A 14,455-nucleotide genomic window follows, 5' to 3' on the forward strand; every position below is an offset into this window, starting at 1 on the left:
GACGCCCGCGCTCGGCCCTTCGCTGTCCGCCGCCTGCTGGCCGGTAGACTGGACGACGAACCCGATCGAAGGAGACCCATGAGCAACGACCTCGCCGACCCCGGTCACGGACACTCGCCCGCCGCCTGGACCGCTGTCGTCATCATGCTCGTGGCCGTCGCGATCGGCACGACGGCCTACTTCTTCGACGTGGTGTGGCTCGTATGGGCGTCCGCAGTGCTGCTCGTCGTCGGCGCGCTCGTGGGCTGGATCATGGCGAAGGCCGGCTACGGCGCGGGCGGGCACAAGTACCTCACGAAGGGGCACTGAGCATGCTCGCCGACCTGACGGCCGGCGCGGTCGCCGATTCGCGGGAGCGCGAGGGCGCGCGGCCGTTCGCGCAGGTCGAGCGCGCTGCGCTCGCCGCTGTGCCCGTGCGCGATGCGCTCGCGGCGCTCGCCCCCGCCGATGAGGTCAAGATCATCGCCGAGGTCAAGCGGGCGAGCCCGTCGCGCGGCGATCTCGCCGAGATCCCGGATCCCGCGGCGCAGGCGCTGCTCTACGAACAGGGCGGCGCCTCGGCCATCAGCGTGCTCACCGAGCAGCGCCGGTTCAAGGGCAGCCTCGATGATCTCGACGCCGTGCGCCGAGCCGTCTCGCTGCCCGTGCTGCGCAAGGACTTCATCGCGACGCCGTACCAGGTGTTCGAGGCGCGGGCCGCCGGTGCCGACATGGTGCTGCTGATCGTGGCCGCGCTCGAGCAGCAGACCCTGGTCACGCTGCACGAGCTGGTGCGCGAGCTGGGCATGACGCCTCTCGTCGAGGCGCACGCGGCCGACGAGGTGGATCGCGCCGTCGACGTGGGCGCGCAGCTCATCGGCATCAATGCGCGTGACCTCAGCACCTTCGAGCTCGACCGCGATCTGTTCGGCACGCTGGTCGAGCGCATTCCGGCCGGTGCCGTGAAGATCGCGGAGTCAGCCGTGCTCGAGCCCGAAGACGTCGCGCACTATCGTCGTGCGGGTGCGGATGCGGTGCTGATCGGCGAGGCGCTCGTGACCGGTGATCCGGTGGCCACACTGCGCCGCTTCCGGGGGGTCTCCGCATGAGCCTGCGCGAGATGCCCGGACCATTCTTCGGCGACTTCGGCGGACGCTACATGCCGGAGTCGCTCATCGCGGCGATCGATGAGCTGACAGCCGTGTACGAGGACGCCATGGCCGACCCTGCGTTCCACGCCGAGCTCGACCATCTGCTGCAGACCTACGCCGGCCGCCCTTCCGCGCTCACCGAGGTGTCGCGGTTCGCCGAGCACGCCGGCGGAGCACGCGTGTTCCTCAAGCGCGAGGACCTCAATCACACCGGCTCCCACAAGATCAACAACGTCATCGGGCAGGCGCTGCTCACCAAGCGCCTGGGCAAGTCGCGCGTGATCGCCGAGACCGGGGCGGGGCAGCACGGCGTGGCCACGGCCACGGCGGCCGCGCTCTTCGGCTTCGACTGCACGATCTACATGGGCGAGGTCGACACCGAGCGTCAGGCGCTGAACGTGGCGCGCATGCGACTCCTCGGCGCCGAGGTCGTGCCCGTCACGACGGGCTCCCGCACCCTGAAGGATGCGATCAACGAGGCGTACCGCGACTGGGTCGCGAGCGTCGAGACGACCAATTACGTCTTCGGTACAGCCGCCGGGCCGCATCCGTTCCCGGCGATGGTGCGGGACTTCCAGAAGGTGATCGGCGAGGAGTCCCGGGCCCAGATGCTCGAGACGGTCGGCCGCCTGCCGGATGCCGTCTTCGCGTGTGTCGGGGGAGGGTCGAACGCCATCGGCATGTTCGATGCGTTCCTCGATGACGACGGCGTGCGTCTCTACGGCGTCGAGGCGGCCGGCGACGGGGTCGACACCCTGCGTCACGCGGCTTCCATCGAGCGGGGCAGGCCTGGGGTGCTGCACGGCTCCAAGACGTTCGTGCTGCAAGACGAGGACGGCCAGACCACGGAGTCGCACTCGATCTCGGCGGGTCTCGACTACCCGGGCGTCGGGCCCGAGCACGCCTGGCTCGCCTCCATCGGCCGCGCCGAGTACATTCCCGCAACCGACGCCGAGGCGATGCAGGCCCTTCGTCTACTGTCCGAGACCGAGGGCATCATCCCCGCGATCGAGTCCGCGCACGCGCTGGCCGGCGCACTGCGTCTCGGCCGCGAATGGGGTCCCGACGCCGTCATCCTCGTCTCGCTGTCCGGGCGGGGCGACAAGGACATGGACACCGCGGCACGGTACTTCGAGCTCTACGACGAAGGGGCCGCCCAATGACCTCGCGAGTGGCCGCGGCGATCGACGCCGCGCACGCCGAAGGGCGGGGAGCCTTCATCGGCTACCTGCCGCTCGGGTATCCCGACACCGCCACGAGCATCGAGGCGGCGGTGGCCCTGGCCGACAGCGGCGCCGACATCATCGAGCTCGGTCCCCCCTACTCGGACCCCGTGATGGACGGCGCCGTCATCCAGGAGGCCACACAGGCCGCGCTCGCGGGCGGCTTCCGACTGCGCGACGTGTTCCCGGCCGTGCGCGAGATCGCCTCCCGCGTCGACGTGCCGGTGCTCGTGATGACCTACTGGAACCCCGTGTGGCAGTACGGCGTCGACCGGTACGCCGACGACCTGCTCGCCGCCGGCGGCGCCGGCCTGATCACGCCCGACATCACTCCCGAGTCGGCGGGCGAGTGGATCGCCGCGAGCACGCGCACGGGGCTCGATCGCATCTTCCTCGCGGCGCCCACGTCGACCGATGAGCGCCTGGATCTCGTGGTGCAGAACTCCACCGGCTTCGTCTACACCGTCTCGACGATGGGCATCACCGGCGAGCGCGCCCAGCTCGATCGTGCGGCACGCACACTCGTGGGTCGCCTGCGTGAGCATGGTGCTGCGCACGCCTGCGTGGGCATCGGCATCTCGACTCCGGAGCAGGTCACCGGAGTGCTCGAGTACGCCGACGGCGCCATCGTGGGGACGGCGCTGGTGCGCGCCCTGCGCGAGGGCGGCGTCGAGGGCATGTCACAGGTGGCGGCCGCTCTGGCTCGCGGAACAGCGCGTCCCGAGCACGCACCCGCGGCTGGATAGACTCGCACGCATGACTCTTGCGCTTCCGCATGCCCTGAACGGTGCAGCGATGCAGGTGGTGTCGAGCATCCCGAGCCCCACGATCAGCTTCATCGACCTCGGGCCGCTGCGCATCCACTTCTACGCCCTCTGCATCATCGCCGGCATCGTCGCCGCCACGCTCATCGTCAACCACCGGCTCACCCGGCGCGGGGCAGAGCCGTGGCTCGTGCTCGATGTCGGGCTCCCGGCCGTGGTCCTGGCGATCATCGGCGCGCGCATCTACCACGTGGTCACGCATCCCGGCTTCTATTTCGGTCCCGGCAGCAATCCCTGGAACGTCTTCGAACCCGGTTCGGTCTGGGCGATCTGGGAGGGCGGCATCGCCATCTACGGCGCCCTGCTCGGTGGTGCCGTGGGAGCGTGGCTCGGATGCCGGTGGACCGGCATCCGGTTCTGGTCCTTCGCGGACGCACTCGCCCCCGGCATCCTGCTCGCACAGGCGATGGGTCGCTTCGGCAACTGGTTCAACCAGGAGCTGTTCGGCTTGCCCACCGACCTGCCGTGGGGACTCGAGATCGACGCCGACAACCCCGCGTTCCCCGCCGGCCTGCCGGAGGGGACCCTGTTCCACCCCACGTTCCTGTACGAGGTGATCTGGAATCTGGTGGGCGTGGCCGTGCTGTTCTGGGCCGGCAAGCGCCTGCGGCTGCAGTGGGGACGCCTGTTCGGGCTGTATCTGGTGTGGTACAGCGCGGGCCGCATCGTCTGGGAATCGATCCGGATCGATCCGAGCGTGATCATCCTCGGTTTGCGCACGAACGTCTGGGCCGCCATCCTCGGTGTGGCGGTCGGTCTCGCGATCATCATCGTCCAGCGTCGCCGGCACCCGGGCCTGGAGCCCAGCCCTTACGTGCCGGGACGGGAGCGTCCGGGTGGCCCTGCGGTACAATCGGAGGACACCACGGAGTTCGTGGACGTGAGCGAACCGCCCGCCGCAGAACCCGAGAGCGGAAGAACAGCCACAAGCTCAACCGCCACGACATAGCACCCGGGCCGACGTCGTCCCTTCAAGCAATACCCCAGTGAGGACGGTTGACATGGCCGCGAGCCCTCCTTTCGGTGACAACACCGTTTATCCCGCGAAACAGGGCATGTTCAACCCTGAGTTCGAACGCGACGCGTGCGGACTGGCGATGGTCGCGACCCTGCGCGGAACGCCGGGTCACGACATCATCGATCAGGCTCTGACCGCGCTGCGCAATCTCGAGCACCGCGGTGCGATCGGGTCGGACGCGGGAACCGGTGACGGGGCCGGCATCCTGACGCAGATCCCCGACGCGTTCCTGCGCGAGGTCGTCGACTTCGACCTGCCCCCGATGGGGGAGTATGCGGTCGGGATGGCGTTCCTTCCGCGTGACGAAGACGAGCGCGAGGCCGTCAAGGCCGGCATCGCGCGCATCGCCGACGACGAGGACCTGGTGGTGCTCGGGTGGCGCGAGGTGCCGACCGCCGCGGACAACCTCGGCAAGCTCGCCCACGACGCCCGCCCGTCGTTCGAGCAGCTGTTCGTCTCGCGCCCGGCACGCGCGGGGCAGCCCGCGCTGTCCGGCATCGAGCTCGATCGCCGCGTGTACCGCCTGCGCAAGCGCTCCCGTCACGAGCACCAGGCCTACTTCGTCTCGCTCTCGGCGCGCACGCTCGGGTACAAGGGCATGGTCACGACGCTCCAGCTCGAGCCGTTCTACCCGGACCTGCAGGACGAGCGGTTCGCGTCGGAGCTCGCGGTCGTGCACTCGCGATACTCCACGAACACCTTCCCTTCGTGGCAGCTTGCGCAGCCGCTGCGCATGCTCGCCCACAACGGCGAGATCAACACCGTCAAGGGCAACCGCAACTGGATGCGGGCGCGGCAGTCCCAGCTCGAATCCGAGCTGCTGGGCGACCTCTCGCCCCTGCTGCCGATCTGCACCGTCGGCGCGAGCGACTCCGCGTCGTTCGACGAGGTGCTCGAGCTGCTCACGCTGACCGGCCGCAGTCTGCCCCACGCCATGATGATGATGGTGCCGGAGGCGTACGAGAAGCAGGAGGACCTCGATCCCGACCTGCGTGCGTTCTACGAGTACCACGCGATGCAGATGGAGCCGTGGGACGGACCGGCGGCCCTGATCTTCACCGACGGCACGCTCGTGGGCGCGACGCTCGACCGCAACGGACTGCGCCCCGGGCGCTGGACCGAGACGACCGACGGGCTGATCGTGATCGGCAGCGAGACGGGCGTGCTCGACATCGAGCCGGAGCGCATCAAGCGCCGGGGGCGCCTGCGTCCCGGACGCATGTTCCTCGTCGACACGGCTGCGGGCCGCATCGTCGAGGAAGACGAGGTCAAGGCCGAGCTCGCCTCCCTGCACCCGTGGCAGGAATGGGTCGACAAGAGCGTCGTACGTCTCGCGGACCTTCCCGAGCGGGAGCACATCGTGCACCCGATCGCGTCGATCACGCGCCGCCAGCGCACGTTCGGCTACACGGAGGAAGAGGTGCGCATCCTCCTGACGCCGATGGGTCAGAAGGGCATGGAGCCGATCGGTGCGATGGGCTCCGACACACCGATCGCGGTGCTGAGCAAGCGCCCGCGCCTTCTCTTCGACTACTTCGTGCAGCAGTTCGCGCAGGTGACGAACCCGCCGCTCGACTCGATCCGTGAAGAGATCGTCACGAGCCTGAAGATGGACCTCGGCCCGGAGCCGAACCTGCTGACCTGGGGCGAGGACCACGCGCGCACGGTCACGCTGGACTTCCCCGTGCTCGACAATGACGAGCTCGCGAAGATCCAGCACATCGACACGGCCCTGCCCGGTCGCTCGTCCGTCACGGTGCGGGGGCTCTACCGCGTCGAGGCCGGCCAGAAGGGCCTCGAGAAGCGCATCGAGAAGATCTGCCGCGAAGTCGACGCGGCGATCGAGGACGGTGCGGAGTTCATCGTGCTCTCTGACCGCGACTCCAACAAGGACCTCGCGCCGATCCCGTCGCTGCTGCTCGTCGCGGCGGTGCACCACCACCTGATCCGCAACCAGACCCGCATGAAGGTCGGCTTGGTGGTCGAGGCCGGCGACGTGCGCGAGGTGCATCACGTCGCCACGCTGATCGGATTCGGCGCGTCCGCGGTGAACCCCTACCTGGCCATGGAGACGGTGGAGTACCTGGTCCGTGCGGGCTTCATCACCGGCGTCACGCCGCAGAAGGCCGTGAAGAACCTCATCTACGCGCTCGGCAAGGGCGTGCTGAAGATCATGTCCAAGATGGGCATCTCGACGGTGTCGTCCTACGCGGGTGCGCAGGTGTTCGAGGCGGTCGGGCTCTCGCAGGAGCTGGTGGACACGTACTTCACCGGCACCGAGACGAAGCTCGGTGGCGTCGGGCTCGACGTCATCGCGGCCGAGAACGCGGCGCGGCACGCGTACGCCTACCCCGAGGACGGCGCTGTGCGCGCGCATGAGCGGCTGTGGACCGGTGGGGAGTACCAGTGGCGCCGGGACGGCGCGCCCCACCTGTTCAACCCGGACACCGTGTTCCGTCTGCAGCACTCGACGCGCACGCGCCGGTACGACATCTTCCGCGAGTACACCGCGCTCGTGGACGAGCAGGCAGCCGAGCTCAAGACGCTGCGCGGCATGTTCCGGTTGCGCACCGAGGACCGTCAGCCCGTGCCGCTCGACGAGGTCGAGCCCGTCTCGGCGATCGTCAAGCGCTTCTCGACCGGGGCCATGAGCTACGGCTCGATCTCGCGCGAGGCGCACGAGACGCTGGCGATCGCCATGAACCGGATCGGTGGCAGGTCCAACACCGGCGAGGGCGGTGAGGATGTCGAGCGGCTGCTCGACCCCGAGCGTCGCAGCGCGATCAAGCAGGTCGCCTCCGGCCGTTTCGGCGTGACGAGCATGTACCTGACCCATGCCGACGACATCCAGATCAAGCTGGCGCAGGGCGCGAAGCCGGGCGAGGGCGGGCAGCTGCCTCCGGGCAAGGTCTACCCCTGGGTGGCCCGCACCCGGCACGCGACTGCGGGTGTCGGGTTGATCTCGCCCCCGCCGCACCACGACATCTACTCGATCGAGGATCTGAAGCAGCTGATCTTCGACCTCAAACGCGCCAATCCCGGCGCGCGCATCAACACCAAGCTCGTGAGCCAGTCCGGTATCGGCGCGGTGGCGGCGGGTGTCGCCAAGGCGCTCTCCGACGTCATCCTCGTGTCGGGGCACGATGGCGGCACGGGTGCGAGCCCGATGAACTCCCTCAAGCACGCCGGGACGCCCTGGGAGCTCGGGCTGGCCGAGACGCAGCAGACGCTCATGCTGAATGGTCTGCGCGATCGCGTGGTGGTGCAGGCCGACGGTCAGATGAAGACCGGCCGCGACGTGCTGATCGCCGCGCTGCTGGGTGCGGAGGAGTTCGGCTTCGCGACGGCCGCGCTGGTCGTCGAGGGCTGCATCATGATGCGCGTGTGCCACCTCGACACCTGTCCCGTCGGAGTGGCGACGCAGAACCCCACCTTGCGCGCGCGGTTCAACGGCAAGCCCGAGTTCGTCGTGAACTTCATGGAGTTCATCGCCGAAGAGGTGCGGGAGTACCTCGCCGAACTCGGCTTCCGCACGCTCGACGAGGCGATCGGTCACCATGAGCTGCTCGACGTGCAGGACGCGATCGATCACTGGAAGACGAGCGGGTTGAACCTGGCTCCGATCCTGCAGGGGATCGCGTTCGCCGACACCGAGGCGCGGCGCAGCATGCGTCCGCAGCAACACGAGCTGGACGAGCATTTCGACGTGCAGCTGATCGAGCGCGCCCGCGACGTCATCGACCACGGTGGAGAGGTCACGATCGATCTGCCCATCCGCAACACGGCGCGGGCCGTCGGAACGCTGCTCGGGCACCACGTCACGCTCGCGCACGGCGAGAACGGTCTGCCCGCGGGAACCATCACCGTCAATCTGCGTGGCTCGGCCGGGCAGTCCTTCGGGGCGTTCATGCCGGCGGGCATCACGTTGCGGCTCGAGGGTGACTCGAACGACTACGTGGGCAAGGGGCTCTCCGGCGGACAGATCGTCGTGCGTCCGCCTCGCGGCGCCGCCTTCGAGGCATCGCAGAACGTCATCGCGGGCAACGTCATCGGCTACGGCGCCACCCAGGGGACGATGTTCCTGAGCGGCGTCGTGGGGGAGCGCTTCTTCGTGCGCAACTCCGGGGCCACGGCGGTCGTCGAGGGCGTGGGCGACCACGCGCTCGAGTACATGACCGGTGGGCTCGCCGTCATCCTCGGCCGCACCGGGCGAAACCTCGGTGCAGGGATGTCGGGGGGCACCGCCTACGTCTACAGACTCGAGACCGCGATGGTCAACCACGACGCCCTGGCCACCGGCGAGCTCGAACTGCTCGAGATGGGCTCGGGCGACGTCGAGATGCTGCGCGACCTGCTCGAACAGCACGTCGCCGAGACCGACTCGGCGCTCGCACGTCGACTGCTCGACGACTTCGATACCGAGGTCGACAACTTCGTTCGTGTGCTGCCGCGTGATTTCGCGGCGGTGCTGCAAACCCGTCAGAAGGCCGTCGATGAGGGACTTGATCCCGACAGCGACGTCGTCTGGACCCGAATTCTGGAGGTGACCGGTGGCTGACCCGAAGGGTTTTCTCAAGGTCACGGAGCGCGAGCTTCCGGCTCGCCGACCCGTCCCCGTCCGCATCATGGACTGGAAAGAGGTGTACGAACCCGGTGACTCCGCGGTGCTGCGCCGTCAAGCCGGTCGCTGCATGGACTGCGGCATCCCGTTCTGTCACAAGGGGTGTCCGCTCGGCAACCTGATTCCCGAGTGGAACGACCTGATGTGGCGCGGCGAGGGCCGCGCCGCCATCGAGCGTCTGCATGCGACGAACAACTTTCCCGAGTTCACGGGCCGGCTGTGCCCGGCCCCGTGCGAGGACTCCTGCGTGCTGGGCATCAACCAGCCCGCCGTCACGATCAAGCAGGTCGAGGTGTCGATCATCGACCAGGCGTTCGGCAGCGGGTGGGTCGAGCCCGAGCCGCCCGAGCGGTTGACCGGCAAGACGATCGCCGTGGTCGGGTCCGGCCCGGCCGGCCTCGCGGCCGCCCAGCAGCTCACGCGTGCCGGGCACACGGTCGCGGTCTACGAGCGGGACGACCGCATCGGCGGTCTGATGCGCTACGGCATCCCCGACTTCAAGATGGAGAAGCGCCACATCGAGATGCGTCTGCGTCAGATGCGCGACGAAGGCACCCGCTTCCGCGCTGGTGTGCAGATCGGCAAGGATATCTCGTGGGACGAACTGCGCGCGCGCTATGACGCGGTCGTCGTCGCCACGGGGTCGACCGTCCCGCGCGAGCTCGCGATCCCCGGACGCGACCTGGCGGGCGTGCACTTCGCCATGGAGTACCTGGTCGAGTCCAATCACGCGGTGGCCGGCGACGCCGTGCCCAATCAGATCTCGGCCGAGGGCAAGCACGTCATCGTGATCGGCGGCGGTGACACCGGTGCGGACTGCATCGGCACGGCGCACCGTCAGGGCGCGCTCAGCGTGACCAACCTGGCGATCGGCAAGCAGCCGCCCGCCGAGCGCCCGGAGCACCAGCCGTGGCCGACCACCCCGACGATCTTCGAGGTCTCTTCTGCCCACGAGGAGGGCGGCGAGCGCGAGTATCTGGCCTCGACCGTCGAGTTCCTCAGCAACAACGCCGGCGAGGTGCGGGCGCTGCTGGTGGCCGAGACCGATTTCGTCGACGGGCGTCGCGTGCCGAAGAAGGGCACCGAGCGTGAGATCCCCGCCGATCTCGTCCTGATCGCGATGGGGTTCACGGGTCCCGAGCGGGAATGGCTCGACGAGCAGCTGGGCGCGGGCTTCACGGGGCGGGGCAACGTCGAGCGCGACGCCGAGTACCAGAGCACCGTGCCGGGCGTCTTCGTCGCCGGCGATGCGGGGCGCGGCCAGTCGCTGATCGTCTGGGCGATCGCCGAGGGTCGCGCGGCGGCCGCGAGCGTTGACCGCTACCTGATGGGGGAGACCCAGTTGCCCTCGCCGGTCGCGCCCTCGGACGTGGCCATCGGCCTGCAGCCTGCGTAGTCTTCATCTGACGCGTTCCGCGTTCGGTATTCCCCTCCCCGCCCCCCACACCGATCCCTCTGGAGCTCCACACGATGAGACGCGCCAAGATCGTCGCCACCCTCGGCCCCGCCACGTCGTCCTACGACATGGTGCGCTCGATCATCGAGGCGGGCGTCGATGTCGCCCGGTTCAACCTGAGCCACGGCGACTACTCCGTCCACGAGAACAATTTCGCGAACGTGCGCAAGGCGGCTGACGATGCCCACCGCCCGGTTGCGGTGCTCGTGGACCTGCAAGGGCCGAAGATCCGCCTCGGCCGCTTCGCCGACGGCCCGCACGACCTCGAGGTCGGCGACATCTTCAAGATCACGGTCGAGGACATCCCGGGCACGGGGGAGATCTGCTCGACCACGTTCAAGGGGCTGCCGCAGGATGTGCGCCCCGGCGACTTCCTGCTGATCGACGACGGCAAGGTGCGCGTCAAGGTCATCGAGACCGACGACACGGTGGTCACCACCGAGGTCGTCGTGGCCGGCACGGTGTCCAACAACAAGGGCATCAACCTGCCGGGCGTGGCGGTGAACGTCCCCGCCCTGAGCGAGAAGGACGAGGCCGACCTGCGCTGGGCGCTGCGCATCGGCGCAGACATCATCGCGCTGTCGTTCGTCCGCTCGGCGAAGGACGTGCAGCGTGCGCACGTGATCATGGCCGAGGAGGGGCGTTACGTTCCGATCATCGCGAAGATCGAAAAGCCCCAGGCCGTTGACAATCTCGAGGAGATCGTCGACGCGTTCGACGGCATCATGGTCGCCCGCGGCGACCTCGGGGTCGAACTTCCGCTCGAGGCCGTGCCGATCGTGCAGAAGCGGGCGGTGGATCTGGCACGCCGCATGGCGAAGCCGGTCATCGTGGCCACGCAGATGCTCGAGTCGATGATCAGCAGCCCGGTGCCCACGCGCGCCGAGACGAGTGACGTCGCGAACGCCGTGCTCGACGGTGCGGATGCGGTGATGCTCTCGGGCGAGACGAGTGTCGGGGAGTACCCGGTCATCGTCGTGGAGACGATGGCGCGCATCGTGGCCTCGACGGAGGAGCACGGGCTGGACCGCATCGCGCGGCTGGACGCGAAGCCGCGCACTCAGGGCGGCGCCATCACGCTCGCGGCGATCGAGGTCGCGGACTTCGTCGAGGCGAAGTACCTCTGCATCTTCACCGAATCGGGGGACTCGGCCCGCCGCATGTCGCGCCTGCGGCCCGAGATCCCGATGATCGCGCTGACGCCCGACCCGGCGATCCGCCGCCGCATGGCGCTCACCTGGGGGATCGAGTCGGCTCTCGTGGCGCACGTGCCACACACCGACCGGATGTTCATCCAGGTCGACGACTACCTGCTGTCGCGGGATCTGGCGAAGGTCGGCGACAAGATCGTCGTCATCTCGGGTTCCCCGCCCGGAATCGTCGGGTCGACCAACGACATCCGGGTGCACAAGGTGGGGGACGCCGTGCACGGCGCCGCCCCCATCTATCAGACGCGCGAGTAGGTCCGCGCGGCGGTGAACGCGCGACGCGAATGGCCGGAGATGTCATGAGGTGTCATGACCCTGGCTGCACGTCGTCCCGACCGCGGGCGTCGTCGGCGAAGACGGCGGTGACGGCCAGCTGCAGCGTCGCGGTCTCGGCGGCGAGGCGCGGCCCGTCGGCGGGAAGGGCGCGTTCGATCGCGAGCCCGTTGAGCACCGTGCTCAGGTAGCGGGCGCGATTCTCGGTGTCGCCCGGCGTCAGCGCACCTTCGTCGGTGAGCGCCCGCAGCCAGCCTTCGATGCGGCGGCGTCCGGCGCGCTCGAGCGTCAGATAGGTCTCGCCGGCATCGGTCGTCGGCTCGGACTCGATATAGGCGCGGTGCATCGTGCGCCACGTCTGGCGTGCCTGCTCGCCCGTTCCTACCTGGGCGAGGGCCTGCTGCAGGCAGGCGACGAGCCGCTCTTCCGCGGGCCGGGACAGGTCGCCGATCGGGTCGGTCGCCTGCACCGTCTGGTAGATGCCGGCAAGGACCTCGTGGAGGAGGGCACTCTGACGGGGGAAGAAGTGGCGCAGCGATCCGGTGCTGACGCCGGCGCGTGCAGCGACCGCGCGCACGCTCAGCCTCGCTGTCGGGTCTTGCCCCAGCATCTGCGCCGCGGCGATGAGGATCCTGTCCCGCGTGCTGTGACCGCCGTCGCTCGATGTCGTCATGCGATACCTCCTCATGCCACCTTAGTAGCACACTGTGCTAGCGTGTTCGCCGACCGACTATCACAGCGTGCTACTCGAGGACGGAAGCGAGGTTCCCCGTGAAGGAGAACTGGCGGCAACGCCGAGCGATGCGGCGGACACGGCCAGGCGACGGACGGGGCTTTCGCCCCTTCCGGTGGTGGCAGCTGCTCGGACGTTCGGTCTTCACCCTGAGGCTCGCCGGCGCCACGGGGAACGTCGTCACCTACGCCGTCGACATCCGCCAGTGGGGGGACCGGGACGACGGGGTCGTGCGCGCCCGGCTCTACCGCGACGGCGTGCAGCATGCCGTCGCGAAGCTCCCCGCCCGCTTCATCGTGGAGGACGGGGCGATCGAGGTCGACGCGGGCGGGTTCGGCGTCAAGCGCTGCCACCACGTGACCGAGGCGGGGGACGACCGCCTCTTGACGCCGCACCCGGCGTCGGCGGAGGGTCGTCGGGCCCGTCTGCACCGGAACCATCCGGCCCTCAGCCGGGGCATCGGTCTGCTGGCCACGGCGGCCGTGCTGGCGGGCGTGGCGCTCACCCTGCTGCAGCTCGTCGAACCGCTCTCGAGCATCCCGCCGGTGTACGAGCTCGTCGGCAGGCTCGAATCGCCCCTTCGGCTGCCGATCGCCGCCAACATCGCGCTCGCGATCGCGGCGGCGATGGGGAGCACGGAGCGCGCCCTGCGCATGCGGAGCAGCTGGCTGGACAGTCTGGCCAACTGATGCCGGTCCGGCAGGGGCGCCGGGCGGATGGCCTCGGGGGAGTACCGGTGGTGGGACTCGAACCCACATGCCCTTTCGGGCAACCGATTTTGAGTCGGTCGCGTCTGCCATTCCGCCACACCGGCACGTGCGGCTGCCGCCGCGCGTTCGCCAACGACGATATCGTAGGATGCAAGGGTGACTGACCAAGACCCGGCCGCGACCGCCGCCCCATCCAGCCCCCGCCGCGTCGTCGTCGCCGAGGACGAATCCCTGATCCGCCTCGACATCGTCGAGATCCTCCGCGACAACGGCTATGACGTCGTGGGAGAGGCCGGTGACGGCGAGACGGCCGTGCAGCTGGCGACCGAGCTGCGGCCGGACCTGGTCGTGATGGATGTGAAGATGCCGATCATGGACGGCATCAGCGCCGCCGAGAAGCTGAACAAGAACAACATCGCCCCCGTCGTGCTCCTCACCGCCTTCAGCCAGAAGGAGCTCGTCGAGCGGGCCAGCGAGGCGGGCGCGCTGGCGTACGTCGTCAAGCCGTTCACCCCGAACGACCTCCTCCCGGCGATCGAGATCGCCCTGAGCCGCTACCAGCAGATCATCACCCTCGAGTCCGAGGTGGCCGACATGGTCGAGCGTTTCGAGACGCGCAAGCTCGTCGACCGCGCGAAGGGCCTGCTGAACGAGAAGATGGGCCTGGCGGAGCCCGAGGCCTTCCGCTGGATCCAGAAGGCATCGATGGATCGTCGCCTCACGATGCAGGACGTCGCGAAGGCGATCATCGAGCAGCTCTCCGCGAAGAAGGGCTGAGCCGACTCAGCCCTTGCGGTCCGTGATCATGTTGGTGATCCGGACGGTCGAGATGCGGCGGTCCTGATCGTCGACGACGGCGATCTCGTGCACCGTCATGCTGCGCCCCAGGTGCACGGGGGTGCATATCCCCGTCACGAGACCCGAGCGTGCCGATCGTGTGTGCGTGGCGTTGATGTCGACGCCGACGGCGAGGCGACCGGGTCCGGCGTGCAGGTTCGCATGCATGGAGCCGAGCGATTCGCCGAGCACCACGTACGCGCCGCCGTGCATGAGGCCGACGGGCTGGGTGTTGCCCTCGACGGGCATCGTCGCGACGGCGCGCTCGGCCGTGAACTCGACCCAGGCGAACCCCATCTTCTCGGCGAGCGCTCCCACGCCGCGGGCGCGCGCCCAATCGAGAGGGGCGGAGTGGTGGGGGGCGACGTCGTTCATTCGATCCTCGGCCGCGGCCCCGAGCGCACCGGCCGCCGTCGGAGCCG

General features: G+C 69.1%; 12 protein-coding genes and 1 tRNA gene. 10 read left to right on the forward strand and 3 right to left on the reverse strand.

Annotated features, from left to right (window positions below; translation table 11 throughout):
- The first annotated feature begins 78 nt into the window (after positions 1-78).
- From M4I32_RS01140 to pyk, 8 genes are all read left to right on the forward strand, one after another.
- Positions 79-309, forward strand: a complete 231-nt coding sequence (locus M4I32_RS01140; RefSeq protein WP_319032650.1) for a DUF6704 family protein — start codon at positions 79-81, stop codon at positions 307-309.
- A 2-nt stretch (positions 310-311) separates the two neighbouring features.
- Positions 312-1,088: an indole-3-glycerol phosphate synthase TrpC gene (trpC, locus tag M4I32_RS01145; RefSeq protein WP_319032651.1), complete on the forward strand. Its 777-nt coding sequence runs from the start codon at positions 312-314 to the stop codon at positions 1,086-1,088.
- Positions 1,085-2,293 carry a tryptophan synthase subunit beta gene (gene trpB / locus M4I32_RS01150; RefSeq protein WP_319032652.1) on the forward strand — a complete coding sequence of 403 codons (1,209 nt, stop codon included), beginning with the start codon at positions 1,085-1,087 and terminating at the stop codon, positions 2,291-2,293. The genes trpC and trpB overlap by 4 nt, the downstream gene beginning before the upstream one ends.
- Complete coding sequence (gene trpA / locus M4I32_RS01155) at positions 2,290-3,099, forward strand: tryptophan synthase subunit alpha (RefSeq protein ID WP_319032653.1); 810 nt, start codon at positions 2,290-2,292, stop codon at positions 3,097-3,099. Before trpB ends, trpA begins: the two co-directional genes overlap by 4 nt.
- Before the next feature lie 10 nt (positions 3,100-3,109).
- Positions 3,110-4,126: a prolipoprotein diacylglyceryl transferase gene (lgt, locus tag M4I32_RS01160; RefSeq protein WP_319032654.1), complete on the forward strand. Its 1,017-nt coding sequence runs from the start codon at positions 3,110-3,112 to the stop codon at positions 4,124-4,126.
- 52 nt (positions 4,127-4,178) lie between these two features.
- Positions 4,179-8,753 carry a glutamate synthase large subunit gene (gltB, locus tag M4I32_RS01165; RefSeq protein WP_319032655.1) on the forward strand — a complete coding sequence of 1,525 codons (4,575 nt, stop codon included), beginning with the start codon at positions 4,179-4,181 and terminating at the stop codon, positions 8,751-8,753.
- Positions 8,746-10,212, forward strand: a complete 1,467-nt coding sequence (locus M4I32_RS01170; RefSeq protein WP_319032656.1) for a glutamate synthase subunit beta — start codon at positions 8,746-8,748, stop codon at positions 10,210-10,212. Before gltB ends, M4I32_RS01170 begins: the two co-directional genes overlap by 8 nt.
- A gap of 74 nt (positions 10,213-10,286) precedes the next feature.
- Complete coding sequence (gene pyk / locus M4I32_RS01175; protein ID WP_319032657.1) at positions 10,287-11,735, forward strand: pyruvate kinase; 1,449 nt, start codon at positions 10,287-10,289, stop codon at positions 11,733-11,735.
- Positions 11,736-11,787: 52 nt separating this feature from the next.
- On the opposite strand, the gene M4I32_RS01180 is transcribed toward pyk, so the two are convergent.
- Positions 11,788-12,426, reverse strand: a complete 639-nt coding sequence (locus tag M4I32_RS01180) for a TetR/AcrR family transcriptional regulator (RefSeq protein ID WP_319032658.1) — start codon at positions 12,424-12,426, stop codon at positions 11,788-11,790.
- A 98-nt stretch (positions 12,427-12,524) separates the two neighbouring features.
- Here M4I32_RS01180 and M4I32_RS01185 point away from each other — a divergent pair, with 98 nt between their 5' ends.
- Complete coding sequence (locus tag M4I32_RS01185) at positions 12,525-13,175, forward strand: hypothetical protein (protein ID WP_319032659.1); 651 nt, start codon at positions 12,525-12,527, stop codon at positions 13,173-13,175.
- Positions 13,176-13,217: 42 nt separating this feature from the next.
- Here M4I32_RS01185 and M4I32_RS01190 read toward each other — a convergent pair.
- Positions 13,218-13,300: transfer RNA gene (locus M4I32_RS01190), tRNA-Leu, on the reverse strand.
- A gap of 52 nt (positions 13,301-13,352) precedes the next feature.
- Between M4I32_RS01190 and M4I32_RS01195 the strand changes: the two genes are divergently transcribed.
- Positions 13,353-13,973: an ANTAR domain-containing response regulator gene (locus M4I32_RS01195; RefSeq protein ID WP_319032660.1), complete on the forward strand. Its 621-nt coding sequence runs from the start codon at positions 13,353-13,355 to the stop codon at positions 13,971-13,973.
- Between the two features lie 6 nt (positions 13,974-13,979).
- On the opposite strand, the gene M4I32_RS01200 is transcribed toward M4I32_RS01195, so the two are convergent.
- Entirely contained in the window at positions 13,980-14,408 is a 429-nt protein-coding gene (locus tag M4I32_RS01200; RefSeq protein ID WP_319032661.1) for a hotdog fold thioesterase, read from the reverse strand.
- Positions 14,409-14,455 lie beyond the last annotated feature (47 nt).

This window comes from Microbacterium sp. LRZ72 (assembly GCF_033792225.1).
Classification (GTDB): Bacteria; Actinomycetota; Actinomycetes; order Actinomycetales; family Microbacteriaceae; genus Microbacterium.

Excerpts from the sequence above, each read along its gene's own strand:
- M4I32_RS01140 (WP_319032650.1), top strand. The coding sequence starts at position 79 with ATGAGCAACGACCTCGCCGACCCCGGTCACGGACACTCGCCCGCCGCC.
- trpC (WP_319032651.1), top strand. The coding sequence starts at position 312 with ATGCTCGCCGACCTGACGGCCGGCGCGGTCGCCGATTCGCGGGAGCGC.
- trpB (WP_319032652.1), top strand. The coding sequence starts at position 1,085 with ATGAGCCTGCGCGAGATGCCCGGACCATTCTTCGGCGACTTCGGCGGA.
- trpA (WP_319032653.1), top strand. The coding sequence starts at position 2,290 with ATGACCTCGCGAGTGGCCGCGGCGATCGACGCCGCGCACGCCGAAGGG.
- lgt (WP_319032654.1), top strand. The coding sequence starts at position 3,110 with ATGACTCTTGCGCTTCCGCATGCCCTGAACGGTGCAGCGATGCAGGTG.
- gltB (WP_319032655.1), top strand. The coding sequence starts at position 4,179 with ATGGCCGCGAGCCCTCCTTTCGGTGACAACACCGTTTATCCCGCGAAA.
- pyk (WP_319032657.1), top strand. The coding sequence starts at position 10,287 with ATGAGACGCGCCAAGATCGTCGCCACCCTCGGCCCCGCCACGTCGTCC.
- M4I32_RS01180 (WP_319032658.1), bottom strand. The coding sequence starts at position 12,426 with ATGACGACATCGAGCGACGGCGGTCACAGCACGCGGGACAGGATCCTC.
- M4I32_RS01200 (WP_319032661.1), bottom strand. The coding sequence starts at position 14,408 with ATGAACGACGTCGCCCCCCACCACTCCGCCCCTCTCGATTGGGCGCGC.